Annotated in this window: 12 protein-coding genes; 2 read left to right on the forward strand and 10 right to left on the reverse strand. The window is 70.5% G+C overall.

The genetic code is table 11. The features are described 5' to 3' along the window. Window positions 1-527: 527 nt before the first annotated feature. Window positions 528-1,535, reverse strand: coding sequence for a stage II sporulation protein M (locus tag AC0Z36_RS18165; RefSeq protein ID WP_485463971.1), 1,008 nt, complete (start codon window positions 1,533-1,535; stop codon window positions 528-530). 86 nt (window positions 1,536-1,621) lie between these two features. On the opposite strand from AC0Z36_RS18165, the gene AC0Z36_RS18170 reads away from it, so the two are divergent. Next, a complete protein-coding gene (locus AC0Z36_RS18170; protein WP_485463972.1) occupies window positions 1,622-2,554 on the forward strand; it encodes an RDD family protein in 933 nt (310 codons plus the stop codon). 55 nt (window positions 2,555-2,609) lie between these two features. Here the strand turns inward: AC0Z36_RS18170 and ahcY are convergent, their stop codons facing one another. From ahcY to AC0Z36_RS18205, 7 genes are all read right to left on the reverse strand, one after another. Beyond that, window positions 2,610-4,052, reverse strand: coding sequence for an adenosylhomocysteinase (gene ahcY, locus AC0Z36_RS18175; protein ID WP_485463973.1), 1,443 nt, complete (start codon window positions 4,050-4,052; stop codon window positions 2,610-2,612). A gap of 235 nt (window positions 4,053-4,287) precedes the next feature. Then, a complete protein-coding gene (locus tag AC0Z36_RS18180; protein WP_485463974.1) occupies window positions 4,288-5,259 on the reverse strand; it encodes a cation diffusion facilitator family transporter in 972 nt (323 codons plus the stop codon). A gap of 546 nt (window positions 5,260-5,805) precedes the next feature. Beyond that, a complete protein-coding gene (gene manA, locus AC0Z36_RS18185; protein ID WP_485463975.1) occupies window positions 5,806-7,005 on the reverse strand; it encodes a mannose-6-phosphate isomerase, class I in 1,200 nt (399 codons plus the stop codon). A 2-nt stretch (window positions 7,006-7,007) separates the two neighbouring features. Continuing rightward, on the reverse strand, window positions 7,008-8,201 hold the full coding sequence (locus AC0Z36_RS18190; RefSeq protein WP_485463976.1) for an SIS domain-containing protein: 1,194 nt from the start codon (window positions 8,199-8,201) through the stop codon (window positions 7,008-7,010). Beyond that, the gene (locus AC0Z36_RS18195) at window positions 8,201-8,428 is read right to left on the reverse strand and encodes a Trm112 family protein (protein ID WP_485464023.1); all 228 of its coding nucleotides are present in this window, start codon (window positions 8,426-8,428) and stop codon (window positions 8,201-8,203) included. The genes AC0Z36_RS18190 and AC0Z36_RS18195 overlap by 1 nt, the downstream gene beginning before the upstream one ends. Window positions 8,429-8,608: 180 nt before the next feature. Further along, entirely contained in the window at window positions 8,609-9,967 is a 1,359-nt protein-coding gene (locus AC0Z36_RS18200) for a phosphomannomutase/phosphoglucomutase (RefSeq protein ID WP_485463977.1), read from the reverse strand. Window positions 9,968-10,066: 99 nt separating this feature from the next. After that, window positions 10,067-10,438 carry a DUF3499 domain-containing protein gene (locus tag AC0Z36_RS18205; protein ID WP_485463978.1) on the reverse strand — a complete coding sequence of 124 codons (372 nt, stop codon included), beginning with the start codon at window positions 10,436-10,438 and terminating at the stop codon, window positions 10,067-10,069. 142 nt (window positions 10,439-10,580) lie between these two features. Between AC0Z36_RS18205 and AC0Z36_RS18210 the strand changes: the two genes are divergently transcribed. Next, window positions 10,581-11,036 carry a metallopeptidase family protein gene (locus tag AC0Z36_RS18210; protein WP_485463979.1) on the forward strand — a complete coding sequence of 152 codons (456 nt, stop codon included), beginning with the start codon at window positions 10,581-10,583 and terminating at the stop codon, window positions 11,034-11,036. 80 nt (window positions 11,037-11,116) lie between these two features. On the opposite strand, the gene AC0Z36_RS18215 is transcribed toward AC0Z36_RS18210, so the two are convergent. Both AC0Z36_RS18215 and AC0Z36_RS18220 read right to left on the reverse strand, forming a co-directional pair. Beyond that, window positions 11,117-12,580 carry a DUF5719 family protein gene (locus AC0Z36_RS18215; protein WP_485463980.1) on the reverse strand — a complete coding sequence of 488 codons (1,464 nt, stop codon included), beginning with the start codon at window positions 12,578-12,580 and terminating at the stop codon, window positions 11,117-11,119. After that, window positions 12,577-16,467 (reverse strand): glycosyltransferase, encoded by a 3,891-nt coding sequence (locus tag AC0Z36_RS18220; RefSeq protein ID WP_485463981.1) that lies wholly within the window; start codon window positions 16,465-16,467, stop codon window positions 12,577-12,579. The genes AC0Z36_RS18215 and AC0Z36_RS18220 overlap by 4 nt, the downstream gene beginning before the upstream one ends. Window positions 16,468-16,605: the final 138 nt, after the last annotated feature.

The raw sequence follows: 16,605 nt of genomic DNA on the forward strand, positions 1-16,605 counted from the left end.
GGGCTTTTCAGGGCCGCCCTCCGGGCGTTGCATCGTTCTATTGTGCTTGTCGGCGTTTCTTCCGACTCGGTAAGCTTAGCACGTCGTTTCCGGCGCATTTCCGCTTCCCGTTCGCATCGGGTCAGTCCTTGCGGGCTTTCCTTCTGCTCTTCGAGCTTAGCACACCGTTTCCGGTCTGCTTTCGCTCTGCCTGCCTTCCGGTCCGGCCTCTCGGCTTTCTCTTCCAGCTCGATGAGCTTAGCAGACCTTTTCAGTCCCACTTACGCTCCCACCAGCGGTTTCCAACTCTCACAAAGGCGCGTCGCATTAATACATCGGGCGCACGCATAAGTGCAGCACTCAATGAAGAATGGTTGGCGTCCTGCAGGATTTGGAGCTGCGATTTGAGTTCCCATAAGGAAGACCACAGATCGTGGTACCGCTCGCTCGGTGTTGGTAGACACTACCAGGCCGTCGTGCCGCTGACCAGCTTCACGGCAACCCTTCGAACCTACTGTCGGCCAACACGCCTGTCAACGTCCATCCGATCAGGCGGCTGTGGGCAGTTCGTCGGCCAGATCGGTGCTTTCCACATCACCGGACGCTCCCCCGCGAACGGCGCGCTGACCGAGCACAAACACGTACGCGAAGAACAGCAGTTCAGCGACCACGCCAATGCCGACCCTGCCCCAGGTGGGCAGGCCCGACGGGGTCACGAACGCCTCGATCACACCGGTGATCAGCAGGACCAGTGCCAGTCCAATGGCCATCCCGATCGCCGCGCGGCCCTCCTCGCCCACCGCCTTGGCCCTCGTACGCGGTCCTGGGTCGATGACCGTCCATCCCAGGCGCAGGCCGGTGCCGGCGGCGACGAACACGGCTGTCAGTTCAAGGAGTCCGTGAGGGGCGATCAAGCCGAGGAACACGTCGAAGCGGCCGGCCGCCGCCATGAGGCCGCCGGACAGGCCGACGTTGAGTGCGTTCTGGAACACGATGAAGATCACTGGCAGGCCGAGCAGGATTCCGAAGGCCAGGCAGGTGGCGGCGACCCATGCATTGTTGGTGAAGACCTGTGCGGCGAAGGACGAGGCCGGCGCGCTGGAGTAATAGGTTTCGAACTCTCCGCCGGGCTTTGTCAGTCGGCGGATGTCCTCCGGCGCGGCGATGGAGTTCTGGACGTCCGGGTTGTTCGCGACCCAGACACCTGTGACCGTGGCGATCACCAGGACCACCGCTCCGACGCCAAGCCACCAGAAGCGGGTCCGGTACAGGGCTGCCGGGAACCGGACGGTCAGGAAGAGCAGTGCCTCGCGCCACGAGGCCCGGCGGGGGGCCGTGACGGCTGAGCGGGCCCTGGCCACAAGTGAGGACAGTCGGCCGACGAGCACCGGGTCAGGTGCCGCCGACTGCATCGTGGACAGGTGTGTGGCCGTACGCCGGTACAGCGTCACCAGTTCGTCGGCCTCCGCGCCGCTGAGGGCGGTCCGGCGACCCACGAGCTGTTCCAGGCGGTCCCACTCGTGCCTGTGCACTGCAACGAACACATCGACGTCCATGTGGGGCATCCTGCCTGGTAGAAGAACCGTCAGCCAGTGCTGTTTCTACTTGAACGCTGTCTCTGATCAACGAAGGGGTGAGCAGTGTGACCGATGTCGTCACCGGTGAGGCCGTCGCGCTCGATCTGCGGGCGGCCCAACTGCCGAGCCGGGCTCTGGCGTTCAGCATCGACGTCGCCGTACAGGTGGTGCTCTTCGTTGTACTGGTGATGATCTACGGCTTCGCGCTGCCTGATGTGGATGAGGCGCTGCTCGCCGCGATCCTGCTGTCCACCCTGGTGCTCGTCATGGTCGTCTGGCCGGTCGCCTGGGAGACGCTGTCGCACGGACGCTCCATCGGGAAGATGGCGATGGGCCTGCGGGTCGTCCGGGACGACGGCGGTCCTGTGCGGTTCCGGCAGGCGTTGGTACGGGCCCTCGTTGGGTTCTTCGTCGACTTCTGGACCACCGTCGGGTGCGGTGCATTGTTCTCATCGCTGTTCTCGAAGAAGAACAAGCGCATCGGCGACATGCTCGCCGGGACCTTCGTGCTACGGGAACGCACTCCGGGCGGGCGCGGCGTGCCGTACATGCCGCTGCATCCGGCGGCGACGGCGTGGGCTGCGGAACTCGATCTGTCCGGGTTGCCGAACGACCTGGCCCTAGCCGCGCGTCAGTACCTGTCCCGGGCACAGCAGTTGGACCCGGCGGTGGCCGCGTCACTGGGTGAGCGGATGGCGATGGACGTGTCGGCGAAGATCGGCGCGCCGCCTCCGCCGGGGATGCATCCGTCGATGTTCCTGGCGACGGTCCTGGCGGAGCGCGGACGCCGGGAGATGTTCCGGGCCCAGCAGCAGGTACCGCGGTATCCGATGCCGGGTCAGATTATGCAGCCTCAGTACCAGCAGCCTTTCCCGCAGCCATACCCGCAGGCTCAGCCGCAGTGGCAGGCGCCCGCGCCCGCGCCCCAGCCGCAGGCTCAACCGCAGTCGGCGCCGGCTCAGCAGCCGGACGACGGTGGGTTCGCTCCCCCCGGGTGAGACACGAAGGGCCGGAGACCGTACCCACGGTCTCCGGCCCTTCGGTCAGGTCAACTCAGTAGCGGTAGGCGTCAGCCTTGTACGGGCCCTCGACCGGGACACCGATGTAGGCGGCCTGCTCGTCCGTCAGCGTCGTGAGCTTCACGCCCAGCGCGTCGAGGTGCAGGCGGGCGACCTTCTCGTCCAGGTGCTTCGGCAGGACGTACACACCGACCGGGTAGTCCTGGGTCTTCGTGAACAGCTCGATCTGCGCGATCGTCTGGTTCGCGAACGAGTTCGACATGACGAACGACGGGTGGCCGGTCGCGTTGCCGAGGTTGAGCAGGCGGCCCTCGGACAGGACGATGAGGACCTTGCCGTCCTCGAACTTCCAGGTGTGGACCTGCGGCTTGACCTCGTCCCTGACGATGCCCGGGATCTTGGCCAGGCCGGCCATGTCGATCTCGTTGTCGAAGTGGCCGATGTTGCCGACGATCGCCTGGTGCTTCATCCGCTTCATGTGCGAAGCCATGATGATGTTGAAGTTGCCGGTCGTCGTGATGAAGATGTCGGCGGTCTCGACGACGTCCTCAAGAGTGGCGACCTGGAAACCGTCCATCGCCGCCTGGAGCGCGCAGATCGGGTCGATCTCCGTGACGATGACGCGGGCACCCTGGCCGCGCAGCGACTCCGCGCTGCCCTTGCCGACGTCGCCGTAGCCGCAGACGACCGCGACCTTGCCGCCGATGAGGACGTCAGTGGCGCGGTTGATGCCGTCGATCAGCGAGTGCCGGCAGCCGTACTTGTTGTCGAACTTCGACTTGGTGACCGAGTCGTTGACGTTGATGGCCGGGAAGAGCAGCGAGCCCTCCTTGAACATCTCGTACAGCCGGTGGACACCGGTGGTGGTCTCCTCGGTGACACCCTTGATGTGGGGGGCCATCGCGGTCCACTTACCGGGGCTCTCGACCAGGTTGCGGCGCAGCGTCGCGAGGATGTAGCCGTACTCCTCGGCGTCGCCCTCGGCGTCGGCGGGGACAGCGCCGGCCTTCTCGAACTCAACGCCCTTGTGAACGAGCAGGGTCGCGTCGCCGCCGTCGTCGAGGATCATGTTCGGGCCGTCGTGGCCGGGCCAGTTGAGCGCCTGCTCGGTGCACCACCAGTACTCCGCCAGAGTTTCGCCCTTCCAGGCGAACACCGGGACACCCTGCGGGTTTTCGGGGGTTCCGTTCGGGCCGACCGCGATCGCGGCGGCGGCGTGGTCCTGGGTGGAGAAGATGTTGCAGGAGACCCAGCGGACGTCGGCGCCGAGGGCGGTGAGCGTCTCGATGAGCACGGCGGTCTGCACGGTCATGTGGAGCGAGCCCATGATGCGCGCGCCGACCAGCGGCTGCGAAGGAGCGAACTCCTTGCGGATCGACATCAGGCCGGGCATCTCGTGCTCGGCGAGGTTGATCTCTTTGCGGCCGTACGCGGCCAGGGAGAGGTCGGCGACCTTGAAGTCGGTGAACGTGGACATTCTGGTGTCCTCCTACAGCGGGGGCAAAAAGGTGGTCGGGCTGTGGCGGCCGGGCCCGCGGAAATGTTTCCAGGCAGGTCTCAACCTGCGGAAATCCGCTCGGAGCAAACGCTCCAGGCCCGTGCCATCAGTCGGAGGCCTTCTGTGCCCTCGGCCCGGGGGAAGCTGCCCCGCCGGTGACCGACCGCCCTCTGCGGGCGACTGCTGTACGCGGTTCGGGACCGACGTTAGCAGCTCAGTGCGTCTGCGGAGGACCCCCGGGAGTGGCCGCCAAGTCGGCTCCGCGGGCTGCTTCGTGCTCGCTGTAGATGTCCGGCTCCAGGTAGATGACCCGGGCGATCGGGACTGCGGCGCGGACTCGCGCCTCGGCTTCATCGATCGTACGGGCGACATCGGCGGCGGTGTCACTGTCGTTGACCGCGATCTTCGCGGCGACGAGGAGTTCCTCCGGGCCCAGGTGCAGGGTGCGCATGTGGATGAGGCGCGGGACGCTCGTGCCGTCGACCAGGGCGGTCTCGATGGCCTTGACCGTGTCGATGTCGGCGGCTTCGCCGAGCAGCAGGCTGCGGGTCTCCAGGGCGAGGACGATCGCGATGAGGATCAGCAGGATGCCGATGCACAGGGTTCCGACGCCGTCCCACACGCCGTTGTCGGTGACGACCGCGAGGCTGACGCCGCCCAGAGCGAGGACCAGGCCGATCAGCGCGCCGAAGTCCTCCAGGAGCACGATCGGCAGTTCCGGAGTCTTCGCGCGGCGGATGAATTGGATCCAGGTGAGGTTGCCGCGGATCTCGTTGGACTCCTTGATCGCCGTACGGAAGGAGTAGCTCTCCAGGAGGATCGCGAAGATCAGCACGCCGACGGCCCAGTACCAGTTGTCCATCTTGTGCGGGTTGGCGATCTTCGTGAAGCCCTCGTACAGCGCGAACATGCCACCGACGGAGAACAGGATGATCGAGACTAGGAAGCCGTAGATGAAACGTTCCCGCCCGTACCCGAACGGGTGTTGGGGGGTCGCTTCCCGCGCGGCCCGCTTGCCGCCGACGAGTAGGAGCACCTGGTTGCCCGAGTCGGCGAGCGAGTGCACGCCTTCGGCGAGCATGGACGAGGACTGGGTGAAGGCCCATGCAGTGAACTTGGCCACCGCGATGCCCAGGTTGGCGGCCAGTGCCGCCACGATTGCCTTGTTTCCGCCGCCTGCACTCATTCGGCTGTCCGTCCCCGTTCCTGTGTGGCCACCGTCCGGCGGCGGCTCATTGTGGCACTTGCCTCTAAACCCACGCCACGAACGCGCCGGGCGCGAAGCGTCCCAGCCTGCCCTACCACGAGGCGAGGGCGCGAAGCGTCCCGAGCGCGTCCGGAGGGCGCGGTTTTACCGGGCGACGCTCGGGCGCCGAACAGCCCCGGAGCGCAGCGACGGAGATGTGAGGAAGACGCCCGCGCTTGGAGCCCGGCATCAGCACAGCAAGGGCGCGAAGCGTCCCGAGCGCGTCCGGAGGGCGCGGTTTTACCGGGCGACGCTCGGGCGCCGAACAGCCCCGGAGCGCAGCGACGGAGATGTGAGGAAGACGCCCGCGCTTGGAGCCCGGCATCAGCACAGCAAGGGCGCGAAGCGTCCCGAGCGCGCCCGGAGGGCGCGGTTTTACCGGGCGACGCTCCGGCGCCGAACAGCCCCGGAGCGCAGCGACGGAGATGTGAGGAAGACGCCCGCGCTTGGAGCCCGGCATCAGACGCCCGCGCTTGGAGCCCGACTTCAGGAAGGGACCGTCGCCCGGAAGAGCCGGCCTTCCCCAGTCAGGGTGAGTTCCGGTGATCCGGCCCCGGCGTAGAGCGAAGCGCCCTGTCGCAGGATCGTTTCGGCGCCGGAACTGTCGGCTACCAGGACCGTACCCGCCGCACACCACAAGATCTGCGGGACGGCGGTTTCGAGCCGCCGGGAGTCGTCCGGGCCGACCGTGAGCGTCGACAGCCGGAAGTCGGCGACCGGAGCCGGGTAGACCTCTTCGCCGCTTGCCGCCCGTACGGGATTCAAAATCTTGACCGGGCTGCTGTCGAAGGCCATGACGTGCAGCAGTTCGGGCACGTCGACGTGCTTGTCTGTCAGGCCGCAGCGAAGCACGTTGTCGGAGTTCGCGAGGATCTCGACCGCGACACCGTGCAGGTAGGCGTGCGGGACTCCGGCGTGCAGGAACATCGCCTCGCCCGGACGCAACACCAGGTGGTTGAGCAGCAACGCGGCGACCACGCCGAGGTCGGCCGGGTAGCGGTCGGCCAGGTCGGCGACCACCGCGCAGCCTGCGGCGAACTCCGAGTCGGTGCCCGCGACGCGGCGGCAGGCTTCGGCCACCTCGGCGACGACGACACCACGGTGTCCGACCGGGATGCCGAAGATCCCGGTGGCCACGGCGCGCAGGCCGTCGTGGTCCGGCCGGTCGCGCAGGGTCTCCTGCCACTCCTTGAGGCAGCCGACGTCCAGCAGTTCGAGCAGGCGGACCGTCGCCTCGATCGGCCGGAAGCCGCACAGGACCGCGAAGTCCTCGAGCGCGCACACCATTTCCGGCTTGTGGCAGCGGTCTTTGTAGTTGCGGTGGGGTGCGTCCAGGGGGATGTCGAGGGCGTCCTCGGCCGCGAACCCGGCTCTGGCCTGCCCGGTGTCGGGGTGCACCTGGAGGGACAACGGCTGTTCGGGCGCGAGCACCTTGAGCAGGAAGGGCAGGCGCGCACCGAAGCGGGCGGCGATGGCGATGCCGAGTTCACCGACGGGGTCGGCGGCGATGACGTCGGCCAGCGAGCGCAGGCCCGCACCGCGGTCGATGCGCGACGGGGTGCCGGGGTGGGCGCCCATCCAGAGTTCGGCCTGGGGTTCGCCGGTGGCGGGCAGGCCCAGGATCGCCGGGATCGCGGTGGTCGAGCCCCAGGCGTACGCCCGGATCTCGTTGACAAGACGGTCCATGGTCAGCGGCCACCGGCTCCGAAGATGCCGGTTTCGAAGACCTGGGACGTGCTGAACGGGCCGTGCCCGCTCGGGACCGTGCCGTGGCCGAGCGCGAGGTACGCGGCCGTCAGGTCGCCCAGCGCGATCAGGTGGGCCAGGCGCACGGCCGGGCCCTCGCCGGTGGCGGTGTGCAGGCGGACCTGGTGCCCGGCCTCCTCAGCGGTGCGCTGGACGGCATCGATGAGCTGCCGGGTGTTCCGGGAATCATCAGTCGTCAGGATCATCGGGCGGAGCCGTACGCCGTCTTCGTCCTCATCGCGGTCGCGGAAGAAGTCGGTCTTGTCCCCGTCGGACGTGGCAGCCCGGGTGAAGGGTCCGTCGAGCAGCGCACCGGAGGCGGCCGCGGCCGACGGGAGCGCGCCGTGCAGCGCCGGCAGGCCCGCGACCGCGGTGACGGTCTGGGCGAACCGCTCGGCGGCGACCGCCGCTACCGGGTCGGCGCCCCACAGCACGGGGACACTTCCGGCCAGCTCGACGGCCAGGCTCTTGGCCGGATTGAGATAGGTGTCGGCGGTGGGCCGCAGCTGGGTGACCACTTCATCGAGGCGGTCGGCGACCGCTTCGAGGTCGGCGGCCTCCGCGGGCAGCAGACCGTACGCGCGCGCGGTCGCCAGGATCGCGGCCAGCAGCGGCCAGAAGGCCGCCCCCGGGCGGTCCTGGGCCTCCGTGCCAGGACTCGGCTCGGCCAGCGCGTTGACCGGCAACCGGATCGCGCGGGCCTGCTCGGCGGCCCGGTCGAGCGGCGAGTCGGCGGGGGCGATGACAACCAGCGCGCAGCCGCGCCGCCACACCTGTTCGACCAGGGCGGTCTGCTCGGGTTCGGTGCCCGTGCGTCCGACGACGACAAGCAGGTCGAGGGGGCCGAGCCAGTTGGGCACGGTCGCCCCGTGGACGGGCACGACCGGCACCGGGGTCTTGGGGCCAGCCAGTGCCAGCAGGGCCCCGGTCAGCGGCCCGTACGAGGCGGGGGCGGCGACCGCGAACAGTCGCGGCCGGTCAGCGCTGTCCACCCGGGACAGTGGAGTCTCGGCGACCGTCCAGGCGGCCCGCCGGACCTGGGCCCCGGCGGCGGCCAGGGTACGCAGGACGCCCCGCGGGTCGGCGGCGGCCAGCCGGGCGGAGTCGTCGAGCAGTGCCTCGTCGAAAGGAGTCATCAGTGGTTCCGGGAGGTCCGGGGGGCGCCCCCCGGGTCAATAGAGGAGTGGCCCGTACGGCGCGCCTCGTCGGCGAGCAGGACCGGGATGCCGTCGCGGATCGGGTAGACCCGGCCGCAGTCCGCGTCGCCGCAGGCCAGCTCGGGTACGCCGGCGTCGTTGCGGTCCTCGCGCAGCGCCGAGTGGCAGACCGGGCAGGCGAGGATCGAGAGGAGGGCCGGTTCGATCTTCGTGGTGTCGCCTGTGCTCACGGCTACTCCAAGTTGGTGCGGCGGTCCCCCCGGGCCCGGGGGGACGCACCACATTACCGAGGCGGAACCCCCTGCGGACAGCACAGTTGCGGCTTGCAGCTGGGGAAACCTGTCGTACAGATCACGTATTGATCAGGTGCGGGCCCCTGCGCGGGCTCAGGCGCGGATCAAGGCGAGGACCTCGTCGCGCAGGGCTTCCATGGTCTTCTGCTCGCCGGCTTCGACATTCAGGCGCAGGAGCGGCTCGGTGTTGGAGGCCCGCAGGTTGAACCACCAGCCGTCACCGGTCACAGTCATGCCGTCGAGGTCGTCGACGGTGACGCCGGCCCGGTCGGCGAAGGCCGTCCGGACGGTGCCGGCGGCGGCCTGCTGGTCGGCGACCTCGCTGTTGATCTCGCCGGAGGCTGCGTACCTGTCGAACCCGGCGACCAGGGCGGAGAGTTCGCCGGCCTGCTCGCCGAGGGCGGCCAGGACGTGCATCGCGGCGAGCATGCCGGTGTCGGCGTTCCAGAAGTCGCGGAAGTAGTAGTGCGCGGAGTGCTCACCGCCGAAGATCGCGCCGGTGCGGGCCATCTCCGCCTTGATGAAGGAGTGCCCCACCCGGGTGCGGACCGCCGTGCCGCCGTTCTCCCGGACGACCTCGGCGACAGTCTGCGAGGTGATCAGGTTGTGGATGACCGTGCCGCCGGGGTGCTTGGCCAGCTCACGGACCGCGACGAGAGCCGCGATCATCGACGGGGAGACCGGCTCGCCGCGCTCGTCCACAACGAAGACCCGGTCGGCGTCGCCGTCGAAGGCCAGGCCGATGTCGGCACCGGTCTCGCGGACCTTCGCCTGCAGGTCGACCAGGTTCTTCGGGTCGAGCGGGTTGGCCTCGTGGTTCGGGAAGGTGCCGTCGAGCTCGAAGTACAACGGCACGATCTCCAGCGGCAGGTCGCGCAGGACCGCCGGGACGGTGTGGCCGCCCATGCCGTTCCCGGCGTCGACGACAACCTTGAGTTGCCGGGATCCCGTCAGGTCCACGAGGCCCTTGAGGTAGGCCGCGTAGTCGTCGAGGAGGTCCTGCTGCTTGATGGCGCCGGGAGTGCCGCCGAACGCGGGCAGGCCGTCGGCGAGGTAGCCCTGGGCGAGGTCGCGGATCTCGGTGAGCCCGGTGTCCTGGCCGACCGGCGCGGCGCCCGCGCGGCACATCTTGATGCCGTTGTACTGCGCCGGGTTGTGGCTCGCGGTGAACATCGCGCCCGGCAGCCCGAGGCTGCCACTGGCGAAGTACAGCTGGTCGGTGGAGGCCAGGCCGATCTCGGTGACGTCGACACCCTGGGAGGCCGCGCCTTCGGCGAAGGCGCGCGACAGCTCAGGGGAGGACGGGCGCATGTCCCGGCCGACGGTGACCGCCGGGGCTCCGGTGACCTTGGCGAAGGCCGCGCCGATCGCCTTGGCGGTGTCCGCGTCCAGTTGTGCCGGGACCACGCCCCGCACGTCGTACGCCTTCACGATCTGCGAGAGGTCGCGCACCGGGGTCTCCTCGTCGTAATTCGGGTTTCGGATGCCCCGAACCCTATCCCTCGTACGACTGAGCGTCCGGCCTGGCTCAGCGGCCCGGACGGCCGGCGGTCAGGAGTCCGGCGACCGCAGGACGCGCAGGTGCCCGCGCCGGCCGGACTCGGGCTGGCCCGGACGCTGCTCGGGCGGGGCCGCCGAGGGCGGGGCCGGCGGGCGCGCGGCCTCGCGGACCGCGTCAGCCAGCGCTTCGAGGTCGTCGGTGGTGGGGCGGCCCGCTGCGGGATCGGGGGCCAGGCGCAGGACATCCCAGCCGCGCGGAGCGGTCAAGCGCTCCGAGTGCACGGCACAGAGGTCGTAGCAGTGGGGTTCGGCGTAGGTAGCCAACGGGCCCAGGACGGCCGTTGAATCGGCGTACACGTACGTCAGCGTGGCGACCGCGGGACGGCCACACGCAGTCCGCGAACAGCGACGTACAGGGCTCACGACGTTGGACGGTACCGTACGCAGCACCCGACCGGGCCGTATACACCCCGGGTGGAAATCACGTGTCGTCTCTCACACTGCACCGCATCCCCGATTCCCCGGTCCGGCGAGATCTGTCGACTGTTGCTCTAGGCTCGATCAGGTGCATCCCGAACAGCCTGCCTCCACCCCCCGCGACGGCCGTCCGCGCAGCCGTCGCGACCGCCACGGCCGGGGCATGCGCGGGCCCCTGGCCCGGCGTCCGGTGCCGATCGCGCTGAGTCGCTCGGAGAAGTTCGACGACCTCGCCTCGGACGCGGTGGACCGGCTCACCCGGAAGTGGCCGGAGCTGGAGAAGGTCCGCTTCGCGGTGATGGACGTGCCCGAGGTGGACGCCGACCGCACCTTCGAGGAGCCGGTGCCGCTGGGCAAGCTGGCCCCCGGGGAGCCCGGCACCGGGGGTGCCGAGGGGAAGCCGGCCACGGTGATCCTCTACCGCCGCCCGCTGGAGCTGCGGGCCAAGAGCCGCACCGAGCTCGAAGAACTGGTGAACGAGATCCTGGTGGAGTTCGTCGCGGACCTGCTCGGTATGGACCCGGACGCAATCGACCCCGGCTAGACGGCCAGCGAAAAAGTCTTCTCGTACGGAAGGGCTCCTACCTCGCGGTAGGAGCCCTTCCGTACGAGAAGGCCTTGATGTTATTTCTGCGGCACGACCACCGAGACGTCCGACTGCACGTCGGGGACCACTGCGGTCTCCTGCGCCGGGACGAAGCCCTGGACCGTGAGCATCGGGATGTTGTCGACCTTCTCCTCGATCACGCGGGCCGCGTACACCGGGCCCGAGCCCGGCTGCGGCTCCGCGACCAGGCTGAAGGTCGCGGACCCGGCCGGGACCGGCGCGGGCACGGACACGGTGGTGCCGGCCGGCACGTCGAACTCCTGGACGGCCGGCTCGCCGGTGGCGGCCAGACCACTGAGCCTGACCCGCCCGGACTTGTCGCCCGGCGCGGTCAACAGGACCGTACTGACGATGTCCTTGCCCGTCGGGTTGTCCGCGAGCACCGAACGGCCGGTCAGAGCCGGAGTGGCGGCCACGAAGGCCGAATCGGTCTTGTCCCCGGTGCCCTTGACGATCCGGACACCGGCCAGGACGTCGGCCCGGTCGGCGGTGAGCTTGAGCGCCCCCGCCTCGCCCTGGGTGAGCGCCCCCAGGTCCACCGCGAGGACCTGACGGCCCTTCACGTGGACTGTCTCGTTCCCGGCGGGCTTGAACGTGCTGTTCTTCCCCGCCACTTCGATCTGCACGGCAGTGTCGTCGTCGCCGGGGACCGCCAGCACCAGTTGCACCGACGTTGCGTCGGCGGGCAGGCCCGGCACCACCAGATTGCGCCCCGGGACCCCGGCGACCGGCAGCCAGTCGGTGCCGGTCGTGCCGCCCTCGTCCCTTATGTCGGCGGCCACCCGCCCCACCCGGGCCACCACGTGCACGGCGATCGTCGGCACCGGCTGCGGGGTGAGCGTGCGCAGCAGGAAGCTCTGCGTGGTGTTCGGCGCGAGTGTCACGCCGCGGCCGCCGTCGGACTCGATCCGGCCGTCGGGTCCGTACACCTCGATGTCGACCTGGGCCGGAGTGTCCTTGTTGTTGGCCAGGTGCAGGTAGGCGTTTCGCCCGTCAGCGGTCGACGTACCGACGAACCAGGAGTCCACGCCCGGGGACTTGCAGGCGACCCCGGCCAGACCGCGGCCGTTGCCCGAGGAGATCAAAGTGGTCTCCTGGACGGCGAAGCCCGGTGCGAAGTTCCCGGTCGCGGTGCCGACGAGCGGCGGAAGGCCGGCCTTGTCCGCGGCGGCGGCGGCCGGCTTGCCGGGGGCTTCGACCTTGGCGCGGACCTTGGCACGGTCACCGATCTCCGCGACGGCGGCGGCACCGTCGGTGCCGCCGCCCCCGGCGGCACCCGGGGCGATGGCGTTGACCAGGGTCCGCGCTTCGCCCGGCTGGTCCTTGATCTGCGGGCAGACGACTTCGGTGCGCTGCACCGGGACCGTACGGGCGTGCTTCTGCCCGGCTTCCGCGGTATCGGGGCGGGTCAGGGTGGCGATTCCGGCGAGTACGGCGAGGATCGCGACGACGACCGCCAGCGAGAGGGTGGTGCGCTTCACTGCTGGCCCCTCCCAGGGGTGGTCCGCCACGGTTCGTCACCGTGGGGGTGTTCGGGGTCCGGTGCGTTCCCGGGGTCGTACGACGGCTGCTGCGGGATGTACTGGTCGTACTGGACCTGGTCGTAACCCTGGTCGTATCCCTGGTCGTAACCCTGTTCGTAGCCCGGTTGACCGGCCTGGCCGGTCTGGTCGTACTGCGGCTGGCCCTGCTGTGGCTGCTCCGGCTGTGGCTGGGCCGGGTCGTAGCCGGTCTGCCCGTATCCACCCTGGTCGTACGCCGGGTACTGCTGCTGCTCGTAGCCGTTCTGGTCGTACGACGGCTGCGCGGGCACGGCCGGGTCACTGCCGTAGGCGTGCTGTCCGGAACCGCCCTGGTCGTAACCGCCCTGGTCGTACGAGGGTTGGTCGTACGAAGGGCGCGCGTATTCGTCCCGGCCGTAGCCGGGCTGCGGTTGCTGCCCGGTGTCGTACGGCTGCTCCGGCCAGCTGTCGGCCGGAAGCTGGGGCTGGGCGTACTGGTCAGCGGGTGCGTGCCCGGGTTCCGCCTGGGGGGCTGGCGGAGTCGGCGGCTCGGCGGCGGGCGTGCCTTCGGCCGGGGTCACCCCGCCTTCGGAACGGGCACGACGGCCACGACGGCCGGTGCCCTCCCCTGCGGACGCCGACTCGGCGTTAGCGCTCTCCGGCTCGGGAGCTGACGAAGTCAGCGGCTCGTCGTCGTTGCCGCGGCGACGGCCCGGCAGGGCCAGGATGACAACGACGAACAACAGCAGGCACTGCGCGCCGGTCCACAGACCACGGAAGCCGCCGTCGTATTCGACGACGAGTTTCCCGCCCCCGGCGGGCAGTGTGAAGCCCTGGGCCCAGCCGTCGAGGGTCTGGCGGGTCAGTTTCTTACCGTTGAGCGTGGCCTGCCAGCCGTCGCCCGTGGCTTCGGCGAGCCGCAGCACGCGGCCTTCCGCGCCGGGCGGGATGACGGCCCGGACGATGCCGTGGTCGGACGGCAGCGGGACGAGCGTTCCGTCGGCGTTCTGCACGGTGACGCGCCCGGCCGGGTAGCCGAGCCGCCACACGACCGTGCCGTTGTCGTCGCTGACGTGCGTCAGCCCCGGGGTGCCGTCGAGTCGGTCGACCAGTTCGGCCCGGATCGGCGGCTTGAGCAGCACGAAGCGCACGCCGAAGCCGGCCAGGCCGCGCGCGTCGGCACCGCCGGAGCCGGAGACGAGCGCTCCGAGGTAGGCGTCGAGCTTGTTGTAGCCCTCAGTGCCCGCGACATCGGCGTCGCCGAGGGTCAGGCCGCCGTCGCGGGCGACCGTGTAGGCCAGCGTGCCGTCCTTCTGCTCGCTCAGTACGAGCGTGCGCGGGTCGGTGTCCGCCGCGATGAAAGCTGGGACCTGGACGGGCGAGCGGCGCTCCAGCGGCCCGTCGGCACCTGCCGCCATCCACCACAGTCCGGCGGCGACCGGGGCGAGCGCGGCGAGCGCGGCGACCACGACGGCGACCGGCTGACGCCAGCCGAAGCTGATCGCGGCGACCCGCTCTCTCGCGTCCTCCGCGCCGATCACGGCGGCGGCCACGTAGCCGATGCCGACGAGGGCGGCGGCCAGGCCCGGCCAGGCCGGGACGGATGCGCCGGTGGTGGAGGTGACCTCGACGCGGCTGGCCAGCGCGCCGACCAGCAGCCCGGTGAGGGCCACCGCCCAGGCGGTCAGGACGGCCCGGCGGCGCGAGTCGCGCAGTAGCGCGGCCAGGGCTGCGAGCAGCAGCCCGACGCCGAGCCAGCCCGGGATGGTGCCGGGGCCGCCCGGGTCGACCAGGAGCAGCCCGAACGGCCCGGGGTCGGGTTCGACCAGCCCCGCAGTGGACAGCCCGGGTTCGAGCAGGAACAGCTTCGGGTCGGTGAGCAGCGAGCCGCTCCACGGGAACAGCAGCACGGCGGGGGTGAGCAGGGAGATGAGCACCCGCACCGGCAGCCACTTGTCGCGCGGGCTCTTCCGTGGTTCGCCAGGTGCCGGGGGGGGCGTCACGGCGCGGGTGGTGTAGGCCAGCGCGAGCGCGACAACGGTGAGGAACAGCGCGACGGGCCACAGGAGCGGGACGAACGCGGTTCCGGCCGCGAGGGCGAGGCCGGTGGCGAAGGCGCCGCGGAAGCTCGGTGCCGATCCGCCGACGCCGAGTGCGGACACGGCGGCACGGCCCAGCATCGGCAGCAGTATCAGAACTACCGCGGTGCCCAGCCGCCCGGCCGCGATGGCTCCGGTCGCGACGGGGAGCAGGGCGTACGCCGCCGCCCCCCAAGCTCGGATGATCTTGTTGGGGACGAACCGGCGTCCCGCCAGGTAAGCGCTGATCCCGGCCAGCGGCACACTGCCGAGCAGCAGGAAGGTCACCGCGGCCCCGGCCTTGCCGAGCAGCACGGTGGCGACCAGTGCGAGGAAGGCGAGGTACGGCGGGGCTGTGGTGTCACTGCCCAGGCCGACCCCGTGCCAGCTCTCGGTGTAGCTGTGCCACAGGTCGGAGGCGCCCGCCGGCGCGGGCAGCAGGGCCCCGCCGGTGAGGATGCCGCCGCCGAGCAGTCCGCGGGCGGCGATCAGGGTGGTGAGCACCAGGCCCGCGGTGAGCAGCAGTCCGGGGCGGCGCAGCATGGCGCGCAGCCGCCCGGAGCCGCCGGAGTCGAGCGAGTCGGAGTCCTCGGACCCCGGCCCTGATTCGACGGCGCGGGCCCGGCGGGAGGTGACCTCCGGCTCGGTGCGCCCGCTCAGCGAGCTGAACATCTGGTCGACGGCCTGGCGGAGCGTCGCGCCCCGGGTCGGGAACAGGTCGGGGAAGTCCCGGCTGTCCATGACGTTGGTCTTGGCCCGTGCGGACCGGCCGCCGAACACCTTGCCCGGCTTGGCGAGGACGGACATGGTGCCGAGCAGTTCGTCGACGGCCAGGCCCGGCAGTTTGCCGACCAGGTAGCCGAGGCTGCGCAGGACGCAGCCGAAGAACAGCCGGAGGTACGTCATCGCCAGCGCGCGGCCCGGCACGTTGGCCAGGAGGGTGTACGTGGCGCCGGCCCGGTCGACGCGGTGCGGGCGGGCCCCGCCGGCGGCGTCGATGGGGCGGCGGTCGCGGGTGGCCGCCTCGGCGTGCTGGACTGCGGCGTCGGGGACGACGACGACGCGGTGTCCGGCGGCGTTGACGCGCCAGCCGAAGTCGGTGTCGTCGCGGGACAGCGGGAGTGCGGGGTCGAAGCCGCCGAGGCGTTCGAAGACGTCGCGGCGGACGAGCATGCCCGCGGTGCTGACCGACAGGACTCCGCGGACCTGGTCGTGCTGGCCCTGGTCCTGCTCGCGGCGTTCGAGCCCGGTCCAGCGGCGGCCGCTGCGCGCGATGGAGGTGCCGACCTCCAGGAGCTGGCGGCGGTCGTACCAGCCACGGAGTTTCGGGCCGAGGACGGCCACGCTGGGCAGTTCGTCGGCGGCGCGCAGGAGGTGGTGCAGGGCGTCCGGGTCCGGCTCACTGTCGTCGTGCAGGAGCCAGAGCCATTCGACGACTTCGGTACGGCCCAGTGGGTCGTCCCGGCCGTCGGAGTACTGCACGTCGATCGCGTACGGAAGGGTGGCCGGGTCGAGCGGCGGCGCGGCGCGCAGTGCCTGGTCGACCGCGTCGCCGAAGCCGTCGCCGCGACCGGCGCTGACCACGGCTCCGGTGCCGAGGCTGTCGCGCAGGAGTTGCGCGCTGTCGTCGGTGCTGCCGGTGTCGACAGCCATGACTCGCTGGACCGGTCGTTGCTGGTTCACCAGGGCGTTGACGGTGGTCGGCAACCAGCGGGCGCCGTCATGTGCGACGAGGACCGCGGTGACGACATGCCGGGGAAACGCCGGCGGTGCTGGGAGGTAACTCATCGACGCTGTGGACCCCGGGGCGTAGGCGGCGGTTCAAGGTTCACCCGGCTGGCGGCCGGATGGACCGGATGGAAGGGCCCTCACCCTACGCGACGGGGACTCAGCGCCAACGGGGTAACCGGAGCCACGCCCCGTGGG

Source organism: Kitasatospora sp. UYEF31 (assembly GCF_057291755.1).